Below are 13,129 nucleotides of genomic sequence, written 5' to 3'. Positions count from 1 at the left end.
ATCTGGGCAAGCAGGCGGTCTGCGGCACCTCACGATACGCACCGAAGCGGCCCGTCCGATCCGCTTGCCGTCAACTTCCGCCGCGTCGGGACCGTTTCGCTCCCCCGCGGCAGCGGTGTGATACCCGGCCGCGGAGGGCTCCCACCACCCGAATCTCTTGACATGTGCACACTCCGGCGACAATCTGAGAGCGCTCTCAGAGCTGGTCCGTACCACTCCCCCCCACGTCTCCGCGCCCCTGTCCGCAGGGCCCGTACGGAGGTTGCGCATGTTCCGAACACTCCGGCACCGGATCGCCGCGACGGCGACCGCGCTCGCCACCGCCGCGGCCGGCGTCCTCCTCGGGGCCGCCCCCGCCGCCCCCGCCGAAACCGCCGTCCCCGCGACGATCCCGCTGCAGATCACCAACAACTCGGGCCGCGCCGAGCCCGTGTACGTCTACAACCTCGGCACCGAGCTGTCGACCGGCCGGCAGGGCTGGGCCGACGCGAGCGGCACCTTCCACGCCTGGCCGGCCGGCGGCGTCCCGCCCGTCCCGGCGCCCGACGCCTCGATCGCCGGGCCCGCGCCGGGCGGCACCACGACCATCCGCGTCCCCAAGCTCTCCGGCCGGATCTACTTCTCCTACGGACGCAAGCTGGACTTCCGGCTGGCGACCGGCGGCCTGGTCCAGCCCGCCGTGCAGAACCCGAGCGACCCGAACCGGGACATCCTCTTCAACTGGTCGGAGTACACGCTCAACGACGCCGGCCTGTGGCTGAACAGCACCCAGGTCGACATGTTCTCGGCGCCCTACGCGGTCGGCGTCCAGCGCGCCGACGGCAGCACCGCCGTCACCGGCCATCTCAAGCCCGGCGGCTACCGGGGCGTCTTCGCCGACCTGCGCGCCCGGTCCGGGTGGGCCGGGCTGATCCAGACCCGCTCGGACGGCACCGTGCTGCGCGCCCTCTCCCCCGGGCACGGCGTGGGCACCGGCGCCCTGCCCGCCTCGGTGCTGGACGACTACATCGACCGGGTCTGGCAGAAGTACGCCACGGCCACGCTGACGGTGACGCCCTTCGCCGACCGGCCGGGCACGAAGTACTACGGCCGGGTCTCCGGCGGGGTCATGCGCTTCACCGATGGCTCCGGCGCGGTCGTCACCAGCTTCCAGAAGCCCGACGCGGACAGCGTCTTCGGCTGCCACAAGCTCCTGGACGCCCCCAACGACCAGGTGCGCGGCCCGATCTCCCGCACCCTGTGCGCCGGGTTCAACCGGTCCACGCTGCTGGTCAACCCCAACCAGCCGGACACCTCCCCGGCCGCGTTCTACCAGGACGCGGTGACCAACCACTACGCCCGCGCGATCCACTCCCGGACGGCCGACGGCACGGCGTACGCCTTCGCCTTCGACGACGTCGGGCACCACGAGTCGCTGGTGCAGGACGGCAGCCCCCGGCAGGCGTACCTGATCCTCGACCCGCTCGACTGAGCGGGCCCCGGACCGCCGCGGCTCCCCGGACGGGGGGCCGCGGCGGTGGCGTCAGGAGGCGGTGCAGGTGCCGACGGTGGGTACCGCCTCGCTGCCGTTCTTCATGGCGGTGAACCCGAAGCTGGTCGAGGCGCCCGCCGGCAGGGAGCCGTTGTAGCTCGACCGTACGGTCATGACGGTGCCGCTGGAGTCCCAGCTCGCGGTGCCGTTCCAGACGGTGGCGACCTTCTGCCCCGCGGGGAAGGCGAGGGTCGCCGACCAGGCGGTGATGGGGGCGTTGCCCGCGGTGATGGTCACCTTGCCGTTGTAGCCGCCGGGCCAGTCCTCGGCCTTGGTGAAGGCGGCCGTGCAGGACGCGGAGCCGCCGCCCCCGCCGCCCCCGCCGCCGCCCGTGCCGCCGAGGGCGGTGAGCACGGCGTCGTAGGCGGGCTTCTTGTTGTAGTTGGCGTCGAACAGCAGCGGGGTGCCGCCGCTGCGCCAGGAGTACTTGTCGGTGACGCCCCAGACCGTGAGGCCGGCGCAGCGGCTGACCGCGAGGCAGGCCCGGACCACGGTGGCGTAGTCGCCGGCCTGGGCGGTGCCGGAGCCCTCGATGTCGAGCTCGGTGATCTGCACGTCGACGCCGAGGTCGGCGAAGCGCTGGAGGTTGGCCCGGTAGTCCGACGGGACGGGCGAGGCGCTGTTGAAGTGCGACTGGAAGCCGACGCAGTCGATGGGGACGCCCCGGGCCTTGAAGTCCTTGACCATGGCGTAGACGGCATTGCTCTTCGCGTTGACGCCGTCGATGTTGTAGTCGTTGTAGCAGAGCTTGGCGGCCGGGTCGGCGGCCCGCGCGGTGCGGAACGCCTCCTCGATGTAGCCGTCGCCCAGCTTGTCCTGGAACGGGCCGCCGCGGCGGGCGCCGCTGCCGCCGTCCTGGAACGCCTCGTTGACCACGTCCCAACTGTGGATCTTGCCGCGGTAGTGCGACACCAGCCCGTTGATGTGGTCGTTCATGGCGGTGCGCAGGTCGGTGGCGCCCAGGCCGCTCACCCAGGACGGCAGTTGGGTGTACCAGACGAGAGTGTGCCCGCGGACCTTCATGCCCTGGCCGAGGGCGTGGTTCACGATCTGGTCGGCCGCGCCGAAGCTGAAGCCGCCCCGGGTGGGCTCGGTGGCGTCCCACTTCATCTCGTTCTCGGGCGTCACGGAGGTGAACTCGCGGTCCAGCGTGGCGGTGTACGCGGACTCGCCGAGGTGGCCGGCCGCGACGGCGGCGCCGAAGTAGCGGCCCTGGGCGGCCGCCGCCGAGCCGAGCGTGTCGGCGGCCTCGGCGCCGTCGGCGGTGTGCGCCGCGGTGGTCAGCGCGGCGACGGTGACGAGCCCGGCGGTCGCGGCTCTGAACAGACGTGTCAGATGCATGTCATTCCCTGGGCCTCGAAAATTTCGGTGGTGTTTCCGAATTTCGCGGAGGAGATTACGGACTCCTCCGGACCGGGTCAACGCCTCTCACCGCACGGAATCCTTGGGGTGATCGGCCTGTCCGCGCCCGGCGTGCTGACCTGGGGACCGAAACTTTCGAGGCTTCCGGCGGTCTCGGGGCGGCGGCTGCGCGGGGGTCTCTCTCGCCTCACGCGGCCCGGCAGTGTAGACATGGGCACATGGTCCGACTCATGGGTCGATCGGAGGTCCGGTCAGCCCGTCGTCCCAGTGGTCCGCTCGCCCGGCGGCGGCGAGCCGCGGACCGGTCGCGGCGGGACCGGTCCACGCTGCCCGCGCGCAGTCTCGCCGGGCAGGTGTTCCTCCTCCAGGTCGTCGTGGTGCTGCTGGTGGTGCTGGCCGCCGTGGCCGCCCTGGTGCTCCAGGGGCGGCACGCCAGCACCGAGGAGGCCCGCAACCGCTCGGTCGCGGTGGCCGGGGCCTTCGCCGAGTCCCCCGGCGTCCGCGAGGCGCTGCGCGCCCCCGACCCCACGGCGGTGCTGCAACCCCGCGCCGAGGCCGCCCGGAAGGCGACCGGCGTGGACTTCGTCGTCGTCATGGGCACCGACGGCATCCGCTACACCCACCCCCGGCCCGACCGCATCGGCAAGAAGTTCGTCGGCACGCTCGGGCCCGCGCTGGCCGGGCGGACCGTCACCGAGGAGATCGACGGCACCCTGGGGCCGCTGGTGCAGGCGGTGGTCCCGGTCAAGGCGGCCGACGGCACCGTGGTGGGCCTGGTCTCGGCCGGCATCACCACCGAGAACGTGGGCGGCGCCGCCGACCGGCAGCTCCCCCTCGTCCTGGTCGCCGCCGCCCTGGCGCTGGCCCTGGCCACGGCGGGCACCGCACTGGTCAGCAGGCGGCTGCGGCGCCAGACCCACGGGCTGGGTCCGGACGAGATGACCCGGATGTACGAACACCACGACGCCGTTCTGCACGCGGTCCGCGAGGGCGTCCTCATCGTCGGCGGCGAGGGCACCCTGCTGCTCGCCAACGACGAGGCGCACCGCCTGCTGGACCTGCCCGCCGACGCCGAGGGCCGCCGCGTCGGCGACCTCGGACTGCCCGCCGCGGTGGCCGGCCTGCTGGCCTCCGGACGCCGGGCCACCGACGAGGTCCACCTGGTCAAGGACCGGCTGCTGGCCGTCAACCAGCGCTCCACCGACATCCGCGACGGCCCGCCCGGCACCGTCGCCACCCTGCGCGACACCACGGAGCTGCGCGCCCTGTCCGGCCGCGCCGACACCGCCCGGGAACGCCTGGACCTGCTGTACGCCGCCGGGGTGGGCATCGGCACCAGCCTGGACGTGACCCGCACCGCCGAGGAACTGGCGGAGCTGGCCGTGCCCCGGTTCGCCGACTTCGTCACCGTCGACCTGTTCGACGCGGTGCTCGCCGGGGGCCAGCCGGAGGCGGTGACCCCGCTGCGCCGCACCGCGCTGCGCGGGGTCCGCGACGGCAGCCCGCTGTACCCGGTGGGTCGGCAGATACGTTTCGTCGATACGTCCCCGCAGGCCCGCAGCCTGGAGTCCGGACGCCCCGTCCTGGAGCCGGAGCTGGCCCGCGCGCCCCACTGGCAGGCCCAGGACGCCGAGCGCTCCGCCCAGGTGGTGGCGTACGGCATCCACTCGCTGATCACCGTGCCGCTGCGGGCGGGCGCCCTGGTGCTCGGCGTGGTCAGCTTCTGGCGGGCCGAGCGGCCCGAGCCGTTCGACACGGACGAGCTGGCGCTCGCCGAGGAACTGGTCACCCGGGCCGCGGTCTCCATCGACAACGCCCGCCGCTACACCCGCGAGCACGGTCTGGCGGTGACGCTCCAGCGCAGCCTGCTGCCGCGCACGCTGCCCGAGCAGAACGCGGTGGACATCGCCAGCCGGTACCTGCCCGCGCAGGCCGGGGTGGGCGGCGACTGGTTCGACGTGCTGCCGCTGTCCGGGGCGCGGGTCGCGCTGGTGGTGGGCGACGTGGTCGGGCACGGGCTGCACGCGGCGGCCACCATGGGACGGCTGCGCACGGCGGTGCACAACTTCGCCGCGCTGGACCTGGCCCCGGACGAGCTGCTGACGCTGCTGGACGAGCTGGTCGGCCGGATCGACCAGGACCAGGCGGCCGAGGGCGGCGGCGCCCCGGTCACCGGCGCGACCTGCCTGTACGCGATCTACGACCCGGTGGGCCGAAGCTGTGTGCTGGCCCGGGCCGGGCACCCGCCGCCGGCCCTGGTCCACCCCGACGGGCGGGTGGAGTTCCCGGACGTGCCGGCCGGGCCCCCGCTGGGGCTGGGCGGGCTGCCGTTCGAGACGGCGGAGCTGGAGCTGGCCGAGGGCAGCCGTCTGGTGCTCTACACGGACGGACTGGTCGAGGACCGGGAGCACGACATCGACACCGGGCTGGCGGAACTGCGGACGGCGCTCGCGGGGACCGGCCCGTCACCGGAGGAGACCTGCGAGAAGGTCCTGGACGCCCGGCTGCCGGCGCGGCCGGTCGACGACATCGCGCTGCTGGTCGCCCGGACCCGGGCGCTCGGCCCGGACCGGGTCGCCGAGTGGCGGGTGCCGGCCGATCCGGCGGCCGTCGGCGAGGTCCGCGCCGGGGTGACCCGGCGGCTCGCCGAGTGGGGGCTGGAGGAGCTGGTGTTCACCACCGAGCTGATCCTCAGCGAGCTGGTCACCAACGCCATCCGGTACGGCGCGGAGCCCATCCGGGTGCGGGTGCTGCGCGACCGGAGCCTGATCTGCGAGGTGTCCGACGGCACCAGCACCTCCCCGCACCTGCGGTACGCGGCGATGACCGACGAGGGCGGGCGCGGGCTGTTCCTCGTCGCGCAGTTGGCCGAGCGCTGGGGGACCCGCTACACCCGCGACGGCAAGGTGATCTGGGCGCAGCAGCCGATCCCCTGAACGACGGCGCGGACCGGCCCCGCCGGGGGGCCGGTCCGCGAGGACGGGTGAACGCCGGTCAGTGCCGGAACGCGTCCTTGGTCTTCTCCTTGGCCTGGCGGGCGTCTCCCTTGGCCTGCTCGGTACGGCCCTCGGCCTCCAGCCGCTCGTTGCCGACGGCCCGGCCCGCCGCTTCCTTCGCCTTGCCCTTGACCTGCTCGGTCCTGGCCTTGGACTTCTCGTTGCCTGACACGGTTGTCACCTCGACGGTCGTGGACGTTCCGGTGCCCCTGCTGGTTTCCCCGAACGGCGGGCGCAAACCCGGGCGAGGGCCGGGGTGAGCGGGGCCGGGCCGGGTAGGCGGACGGTGCGGGCGTCACCGTCCGCGTACGGGCGATCTCAGGAGGACGACATGGCCGGAGTACTGGACCGGATCAAGCAGTTCGCGCGCAGCCCGCAGGGGCGCCGGGCCTCGGAGCAGGTGCGGCGGGCCGCCGCCGACCCGCGCCGCCGGGCGCAGGCCCAGGGGCTGCTGCGCAGGCTCGGCAAGCGGCGCTGACCGGCGGTCAGCGGTGCGCGGCGGGCGAGCGGCCGGGGGACCGCTCCGGCGCGCGGGAACCGCCGTCGGCGCGGTCCCGCCGCAGCTCCGCGACGGCGACGGCCAGCGCGCAGAGCATGAAGGCGACGCCCGAGCCGACCGAGAGGGCGACGGCGGCCCGGTAGTCGTGGTGGGTGGAGCCGAGCACCAGGTAGAAGAGTCCGGGCAGCGCGGCCGTGCCCACCGCGCCGCCCAGCCGCTGGCCGGTCTGCAGGGCGCCCCCGGCGGCGCCCGCCATGCGCACCGGCACCTCGCGCAGGGTCATGGTGAGGTTCGGGGAGATGACGCAGCCGCTGCCCAGACCGCCGAGCAGGAGCAGCGGCGCGGCCGGCCACGCGGCCCCGTGGGCGGGCGCCAGCCACAGCAGCAGGGCGGTGCCGCCGAGGCCGGCCATGACGGCGGCGAGCCCGCCGACGGTGAGCGACCGGCCGAACCGGCCGACCAGCCGGCCCGCGACGGCCGCCGCGGCGGCGGAGCCGACGGCGAACGGGGTCACCGCCAGTCCGGAGTGCAGCGGTGAGTAGCCGAGCCCGTTCTGGAAGAACAGCGCGAAGACCAGCCAGACCCCGCTGAAGCCGACGAAGTACAGGGTGGCCAGCGCGGCCCCGGTGGCGTACCCGCGGGTCCCGGTGAGCAGTCGGGGGTCGAGGAGGGGGTCCCCGTCGCGGGCGGCGACCCGGCGTTCCCACCGGGCGAAGCCCGCGAGGATCAGCAGGCCCACCGGGAACAGCCACCACAGGCGGATCAGTCCGCCGGCCTCGGCGAGCACCAGGGGCAGCATCACCGCGAGGATGCCCAGACCCAGCAGCGCCACGCCCGGCAGGTCCAGTCCGCCGCGCCGGCCGGGTCCGAGGCGGGGCAGCAGGCGGAGGCCGAGCAGCAGGGCGGCCAGGCCGACCGGCACGTTCACGTAGAAGATCCACCGCCAGCCGTCGGGGCCGTCGGCGAGGGCCAGGACGAGGCCGCCCACGACCGGGCCGACCGCGCTGGAGACGCCGACGGTGGCACCGAACAGCCCGAAGGCCCGGCCGCGCTCGGCGTTCTGGAACATCTGCTGGATGAGCGCGGAGTTCTGCGGGGCCAGCGATCCCGCGGCGACGCCCTGGGCGAGCCGGGCGACGACGAGCCAGCCGATCGTCGGCGCGGCGCCCGCGGCGGCGCTGCACACCACGAAGGCGGCCAGCGCGACCAGGAAGACCCGGCGCCGGCCGTAGGCGTCGCCGAGCCGGCCCGCGGTCACCAGGGTCAGCGCGAACGTCAGCGCGTAGCCGGAGACGACCCACTGCACGGAGGCCGCCGAGGCGTCCAGTCCGCGCTGCATGGAGGGCAGGGCGACGGCGACGATGGTGACGTCCAGCAGGATCATGAACCCGGCGACCAGGGTGACCCACAGGGCCCGCCAGCGGTTCGGATCGTTCACGGGGGCTCCCTCCAGCGGACCGGTCGGCCTCCCGCCTGCGTCTCCGCTCCCGCGCGGTCCAAACCTCCGCCTTGATCGGTCATAAGCGCGGCTTATGAGCCCATAGATCGGACCCGCGTACCGACTTAGGGTGCCCTTAGCTTAGGCTTCCCGGAGAGTCGATCTGTCACCGCTCGAAGGGAAACCGCACATGCCCCGCCCTCTGCGGGTAGCCATCGTCGGATCCGGCCCCGCCGGGATCTACGCCGCCGACGCCCTGCTCAAGTCCGAGGTGGCCGCCGAGCCCGGTGTGTCCATCGACATCTTCGAGCGCATGCCCGCCCCGTTCGGGCTCATCCGCTACGGCGTCGCCCCCGACCACCCGCGGATCAAGGGCATCATCACGGCCCTGCACCAGGTGCTGGACAAGCCGCAGATCCGCCTCTTCGGCAACGTCGACTACGGGACCGACATCGGCCTGGACGACCTGCGCGCCTTCTACGACGGTGTGATCTTCGCCACCGGCGCGATGGCCGACCGGGCGCTCGCCGTCCCGGGCATCGACCTGGACGGCTCCTACGGCGCCGCCGACTTCGTCTCCTGGTACGACGGCCACCCGGACGTGCCGCGCACCTGGCCGCTGGAGGCCGAGAAGGTCGCGGTCCTCGGGGTCGGCAACGTCGCCCTGGACGTGGCCCGCATCCTGGCCAAGACCGCGGACGAGCTGCTGCCCACCGAGATCCCGCCGAACGTGTACGAGGGCCTGAAGGCCAACAGGGCGAGGGAGATCCACGTCTTCGGGCGGCGCGGCCCGGCGCAGGCGAAGTTCTCCCCGATGGAGCTGCGGGAGCTGGACCACTCCCCCACCATCGAGGTCATCGTCGACCCCGAGGACATCGACTACGACGAGGGCTCGATCGCCACCCGGCGCGGCAACAAGCAGGCCGACATGGTCGCCAAGACCCTGGAGAACTGGGCGATACGCGATGTCGGCGACCGCCCGCACAAGCTGTACCTGCACTTCTTCGAGTCCCCCGCGGAGATCCTCGGCGAGGACGGCAAGGTCGTCGGCCTGCGCACCGAGCGCACCGCGCTGGACGGCACCGGCAACGTCAAGGGCACCGGCGAGTTCAAGGACTGGGACGTCACCGCGGTCTACCGCGCGGTCGGCTACCTCTCCGACAGGCTGCCCAAGCTCCCCTGGGACCTGGACTCCGGCACCGTCCCCGACCAGGGCGGCCGGGTGATCCAGGAGTCCGGCGAGCACCTGCGGTCCACGTACGTCACCGGCTGGATCCGGCGCGGCCCGATCGGCCTGATCGGCCACACCAAGGGCGACGCCAACGAGACGGTGGCCAGCCTGCTGGACGACTACGCCAACGAGCGGCTGCACACCCCGTCGGCGCCCGCGCCGGAGGCGGTCGACGCCTTCCTGGCCGAGCGGAACATCCGGTTCACCACGTGGGACGGCTGGTACAAGCTGGACGCCGCGGAGCGCGCCCTGGGCGAGCCGCAGGACCGGGAGCGGGTGAAGCTGGTCGAGCGCGAGGACATGCTGCGGGCAAGCGGCGCCTGATCCGCCCGCCGGGCGCGGACCCGCGCGGGTCCGTGCCCGGCTACGGAACGTCGCGGACGTCCCGTGGGAGCTGCGGCGTTTCCCGGAGGCAGGTGGCCGCGGTGCGGCATACTGCGGCCCGATCGCGGGCGTGCTCATGCTGAGACGGGCAACTCGTGCCGTATGGCCCGACTCCGCATTCCCCATCGCGACAAGCACCCCTCCGGCCGCGACGGCCACGAGGCGCCGGCGGCGACCCGCGAGGACTTCGGCCCGGACGCCGCCACCGAGCGCGCCGCGCCCGACTCCCCCACCGAGCTGCCGAAGCGCTCCTGGACCTCGCTGCTGCGGCGCGTGGTGAAGGAGTTCCAGGACGACGAGCTGACCGACCGCGCCGCCGCCCTCACCTACTACGGCATCCTGTCGCTGTTCCCGGCCCTGCTGGTGCTGGTCTCGCTGCTCGGCATCGCCGGGCGGTCGGCCACCCAGGAGGTCCTGGACAACGTGCAGAAGCTGGCGCCCGGCTCCGCGCGGGACGTGCTGTCCAGCGCGATCGAGCAGTTGCAGGCCAAGGCCGGGCTCGGCTCGGTGCTGGCCGTGGTCGGCCTGGTCGGCGCCGTGTGGTCGGCCTCCGGCTACGTGGCCGCGTTCATCCGCTCGGCCAACGCCGTCTACGACGTCCCCGAGGGACGCCCGGTGTGGAAGGTGCTGCCGCTCCGGGTGGCCCTGACCGTGCTGCTGCTGGTGCTCGCCGTGGCCAGCGCGCTGATCGTCGTCTTCACCGGCACCCTCGCCGAGCAGGCCGGCACCGCGCTGGGCGTCGGCGACACCGCGCTGACCGTCTGGTCCATCGCCAAGTGGCCGGTGCTGATCCTGCTGGTCGTCCTCATGATCGCGGTCCTGTACTGGGCGACCCCCAACGCCAAGGTGCGCGGCTTCCGCTGGATCACTCCGGGCAGTGTGCTGGCCCTGCTGATCTGGCTGGTCGCCTCCGGCGCCTTCGCCTTCTACGTGGCGAACTTCGGCTCGTACAACAAGACGTACGGGACCCTCGCCGGCGTGATCATCTTCCTGGTCTGGCTGTGGGTGACCAACCTGGCGATCCTGCTCGGCCTGGAGTTCGACGCCGAGCTGGCCCGGCAGCGGGTCATCGACGGCGGCCACCCGGCCGGCAGCGAGCCGTACGTCGAGCCGCGCGACACCCGGGCCTGGGACGAGCAGGACAAGCGGCGCGCGGAACAGGAGGAGTGACTCACATGGGGCGCCCCGGCACGGGTACGCGGGGGCCATGACCGAACGCAAGAATTCCGAACACCGGGACGAGGCGCCCTCCGCCGAGTCGGAGCGGGAGCGCGCCGCGTCCCGGCCCTTCAGCTATCCGTACCCCGAGCGGCGCGCGGGCGTCCGCGCCACCCGGCACATCAGCCGCGAGCAGGCCGACGCGGACAGCGTCCCCGGCGTGCCCGGCGGCTACGGCACCAGCGGCGGCGGCCAGGCGGGCGGGCGGTCCACGCCGCGTCCGCACGAGGACACCGCCGACGAGTCCGGCGTCGCCGACGTCGTCGGCGGCCGCGAGCCGCACCCGGACCGCCCCAACCGCAGCGGCGGCACCGACCGCGAGTAGGCCCCGGCGCACCGGGCCTTCGGCCGCCACCACCGGCTACGGCTACGGCTACGGCTACGGCAGGATCGAGTCGACGTACCCGCCGTCGACGCGGACCGCCGCGCCGGTGGTGGCCGACGCCTGCGGGGAGCTGAGGTAGACCACGAGGTTGGCGATCTCCTCGGGCTCGATCAGCCGCTGGAGCAGCGACTGCGGCCGGTGCTCGCGCATGAACACCCGCTGCGCCTCCTCCCAGGGCAGCTCGCGGTCCACCAACTGGTACACGAAGTCCTCGACGCCCTCGGTGTGGGTGGGCCCGGCGATCACCGAGTTCACGGTGACACCGCTGCCCGCCGCCTCCTTCGCGAACCCGCGGCTGACCGCGAGCAGCGCGGTCTTGGACATGCCGTAGTGGATCATCTCGGTCGGGATCACCACCGCCGAGTCACTCGCGATGTACAGCACGCGCCCCCAGCCCCGGTCCCTCATCCGGGGGAGATACGCCCGGGTGAGCCGCACGCCCGCGAGGACGTTGATCTCGAAGTACCGGCGCCACTCGGCGTCGTCGATCTCCAGCGCGGGGGCGGCGCCGAAGATGCCGAGGTTGTTGACGAGGATGTCCACGTCGGGCAGCTCCGCGACGGCGCGCTCGGCGCCCTCCTCGGTGCCGAGGTCGGCCGCGACCGGCACGAACTGCCCGCCGGGCACTTGGTCCCGCAGTCCGGCCACGGCCTCGTCCAGCTTTCCGGCGTTCCGCCCGTTGACGCCCACCCGGGCGCCGGCCCGGGCCAGCCCGGCGGCGATCGCCGCGCCGATCCCCTGCGAGGAACCGGTCACCAGTGCCGTCCGCCCGTCGAGGTCCAGGTTCATCACATCGCTCCTTGTCGTGCCGTACGGTCGTCCGCGGTCACCCGCCGACCTCTCCTGCACTGTTGCCCCTCGCGGCGCGTGATCCACATCCACCGTCGCGGCCGGTCGGCGGACCCCCCGGGTGATCTCCGCCGGCCGGTGGCACCGATACTGGGCTGCATACGTGCCCCCGCACCCCCCTGGACCCATGCCGACCTCTTCGACTCCTCGCCCAGCCATTCCGCCGACGGTGTGGCTCGCCCGCGGCCGCCATGTCGGAACCGCCGCCCGGGACGTCCTCGGGCACACCCTGCGGCAGCACAAGGACGCCGGTGTCGTCGACGACTTCCAGGAGCTGCCCGAGGCGGACGGGGCCGGGCGGCGGGTCTTCGAGGCGCGCTGGCGGGTCGCCGGGGAGGTCACCGTACGGGCCCGGCTGACCCTGGCGCGGCCCTCGGCGGGCAGCCAGGAGTGGACGCTGGTCGCGGAGGCCGAGGCGCACTGGGACCCGGCGTGGCCGTCGCCCGCCGGGAAGTTCTGGCCCGACGACCCGGACGTCACCTGGGACCGCGACACCGCCACGGGGCTGCGGCTGCGCGGCATCAACTTTCTCCCCGACGAGGACAAGGCCGTACGGCGGCGGCTGCGCGACGCGGGACGGGCGGGCTGGAACATCCACGTGGTGGTGCACGAGGCGATGACCCCGGACCACCGGGGGCGGGTGCCGCTGGCACGGCAACTGCCGCCGGGGCTCAGCCACCGGGTGGTGGAGCACCGGGCCGCGCCCCAGCAGTTCCGGCTGGTGAACTGGGCGCTGGAGGAGTTCGGCGTCCAGGTGCCCCGGGGCGGCGCGGTGATCCTGCCGGGCCGGCCGGCGGCGCCGGGCGACCACGACTTCACCGTGCGGACGGTCTTCCTCGACGGGTCCGTGCCCACCGAGCTGATCGCCGCGGTGACCCGGTTCGCCGCGCTGGAGCGGCCGCTGCCGGACGGGGCCGAGGAGGCGCTGGCCGCGCTGCGCGAGGACTGGCGGCTGCTGACCGTGCAGGAGGAGCTGGCCCGCCAGCGGCAACTGGTGGCCATGTACGCCGAGGCGCTGGAGGCCATGACGAAGTCCCGGGACCTGTACCGGGAGGCGGCGGAGCGGGCCAACGAGGCGCTGGCCGCCTACCGGGAGGCGGCCGGCGCGCTCCCGCCGGCGCCGCGGCCCGCGTCCCCGCTGCGCGCCCTGACCCGCAAGCTGGAACGCCTCCGGGGCGGCTCCGGCGCGACACGACGCGCCCCGGACCCGGCGGTCCCGGCCCCGGACACCGCGGT

The 13,129-nt window shown here is 74.0% G+C and carries 10 protein-coding genes and 1 pseudogene; 7 read left to right on the top strand and 4 right to left on the bottom strand.

The annotated features are described in order from the left end of the window. Window positions 1–268 precede the first annotated feature (268 nt). The gene (locus IE316_RS13175; RefSeq protein WP_190204450.1) at window positions 269–1,471 is read left to right on the top strand and encodes a glycoside hydrolase family 64 protein; all 1,203 of its coding nucleotides are present in this window, start codon (window positions 269–271) and stop codon (window positions 1,469–1,471) included. Window positions 1,472–1,522: 51 nt separating this feature from the next. Here IE316_RS13175 and IE316_RS13170 read toward each other — a convergent pair whose 3' ends face one another. Then, window positions 1,523–2,872 (bottom strand): glycoside hydrolase family 10 protein, encoded by a 1,350-nt coding sequence (locus IE316_RS13170; protein WP_190204449.1) that lies wholly within the window; start codon window positions 2,870–2,872, stop codon window positions 1,523–1,525. A 239-nt stretch (window positions 2,873–3,111) separates the two neighbouring features. Here IE316_RS13170 and IE316_RS13165 point away from each other — a divergent pair, with 239 nt between their 5' ends. Beyond that, a complete protein-coding gene (locus tag IE316_RS13165) occupies window positions 3,112–5,829 on the top strand; it encodes a SpoIIE family protein phosphatase (protein WP_190204448.1) in 2,718 nt (905 codons plus the stop codon). Window positions 5,830–5,887: 58 nt separating this feature from the next. Here the strand turns inward: IE316_RS13165 and IE316_RS13160 are convergent, their stop codons facing one another. Next, complete coding sequence (locus IE316_RS13160; protein WP_190204447.1) at window positions 5,888–6,061, bottom strand: CsbD family protein; 174 nt, start codon at window positions 6,059–6,061, stop codon at window positions 5,888–5,890. Window positions 6,062–6,220: 159 nt separating this feature from the next. Between IE316_RS13160 and IE316_RS13155 the strand changes: the two genes are divergently transcribed. Continuing rightward, a complete protein-coding gene (locus IE316_RS13155) occupies window positions 6,221–6,367 on the top strand; it encodes a hypothetical protein (protein ID WP_190204446.1) in 147 nt (48 codons plus the stop codon). A 7-nt stretch (window positions 6,368–6,374) separates the two neighbouring features. Here the strand turns inward: IE316_RS13155 and IE316_RS13150 are convergent, their stop codons facing one another. Further along, window positions 6,375–7,772, bottom strand: a complete 1,398-nt coding sequence (locus IE316_RS13150) for an MFS transporter (protein WP_190204644.1) — start codon at window positions 7,770–7,772, stop codon at window positions 6,375–6,377. A gap of 244 nt (window positions 7,773–8,016) precedes the next feature. On the opposite strand from IE316_RS13150, the gene IE316_RS13145 reads away from it, so the two are divergent. The 3 genes from IE316_RS13145 (at window position 8,017) to IE316_RS13135 (ending at window position 10,984) form a co-directional block, all read left to right on the top strand. After that, window positions 8,017–9,381 (top strand): FAD-dependent oxidoreductase, encoded by a 1,365-nt coding sequence (locus tag IE316_RS13145; RefSeq protein ID WP_190204445.1) that lies wholly within the window; start codon window positions 8,017–8,019, stop codon window positions 9,379–9,381. Window positions 9,382–9,543: 162 nt separating this feature from the next. Then, window positions 9,544–10,611, top strand: a complete 1,068-nt coding sequence (locus IE316_RS13140) for a YihY/virulence factor BrkB family protein (protein ID WP_190204444.1) — start codon at window positions 9,544–9,546, stop codon at window positions 10,609–10,611. A 37-nt stretch (window positions 10,612–10,648) separates the two neighbouring features. Then, the gene (locus IE316_RS13135) at window positions 10,649–10,984 is read left to right on the top strand and encodes a hypothetical protein (protein WP_229910371.1); all 336 of its coding nucleotides are present in this window, start codon (window positions 10,649–10,651) and stop codon (window positions 10,982–10,984) included. Window positions 10,985–11,038: 54 nt separating this feature from the next. Here IE316_RS13135 and IE316_RS13130 read toward each other — a convergent pair whose 3' ends face one another. Next, a complete protein-coding gene (locus IE316_RS13130; RefSeq protein ID WP_190204443.1) occupies window positions 11,039–11,833 on the bottom strand; it encodes an SDR family NAD(P)-dependent oxidoreductase in 795 nt (264 codons plus the stop codon). Between the two features lie 187 nt (window positions 11,834–12,020). On the opposite strand from IE316_RS13130, the pseudogene IE316_RS13125 reads away from it, so the two are divergent. Continuing rightward, window positions 12,021–13,118, top strand: a pseudogene (locus tag IE316_RS13125) (hypothetical protein); the annotation flags it as partial. Window positions 13,119–13,129: the final 11 nt, after the last annotated feature.

Source organism: Streptomyces fumanus (assembly GCF_014655295.1).
GTDB lineage: Bacteria > Actinomycetota > Actinomycetes > Streptomycetales > Streptomycetaceae > Streptomyces > Streptomyces fumanus.
The sequence above is the reverse complement of the archived record's forward strand: the minus strand, read 5'-3'. Positions and strand labels throughout refer to the sequence as shown.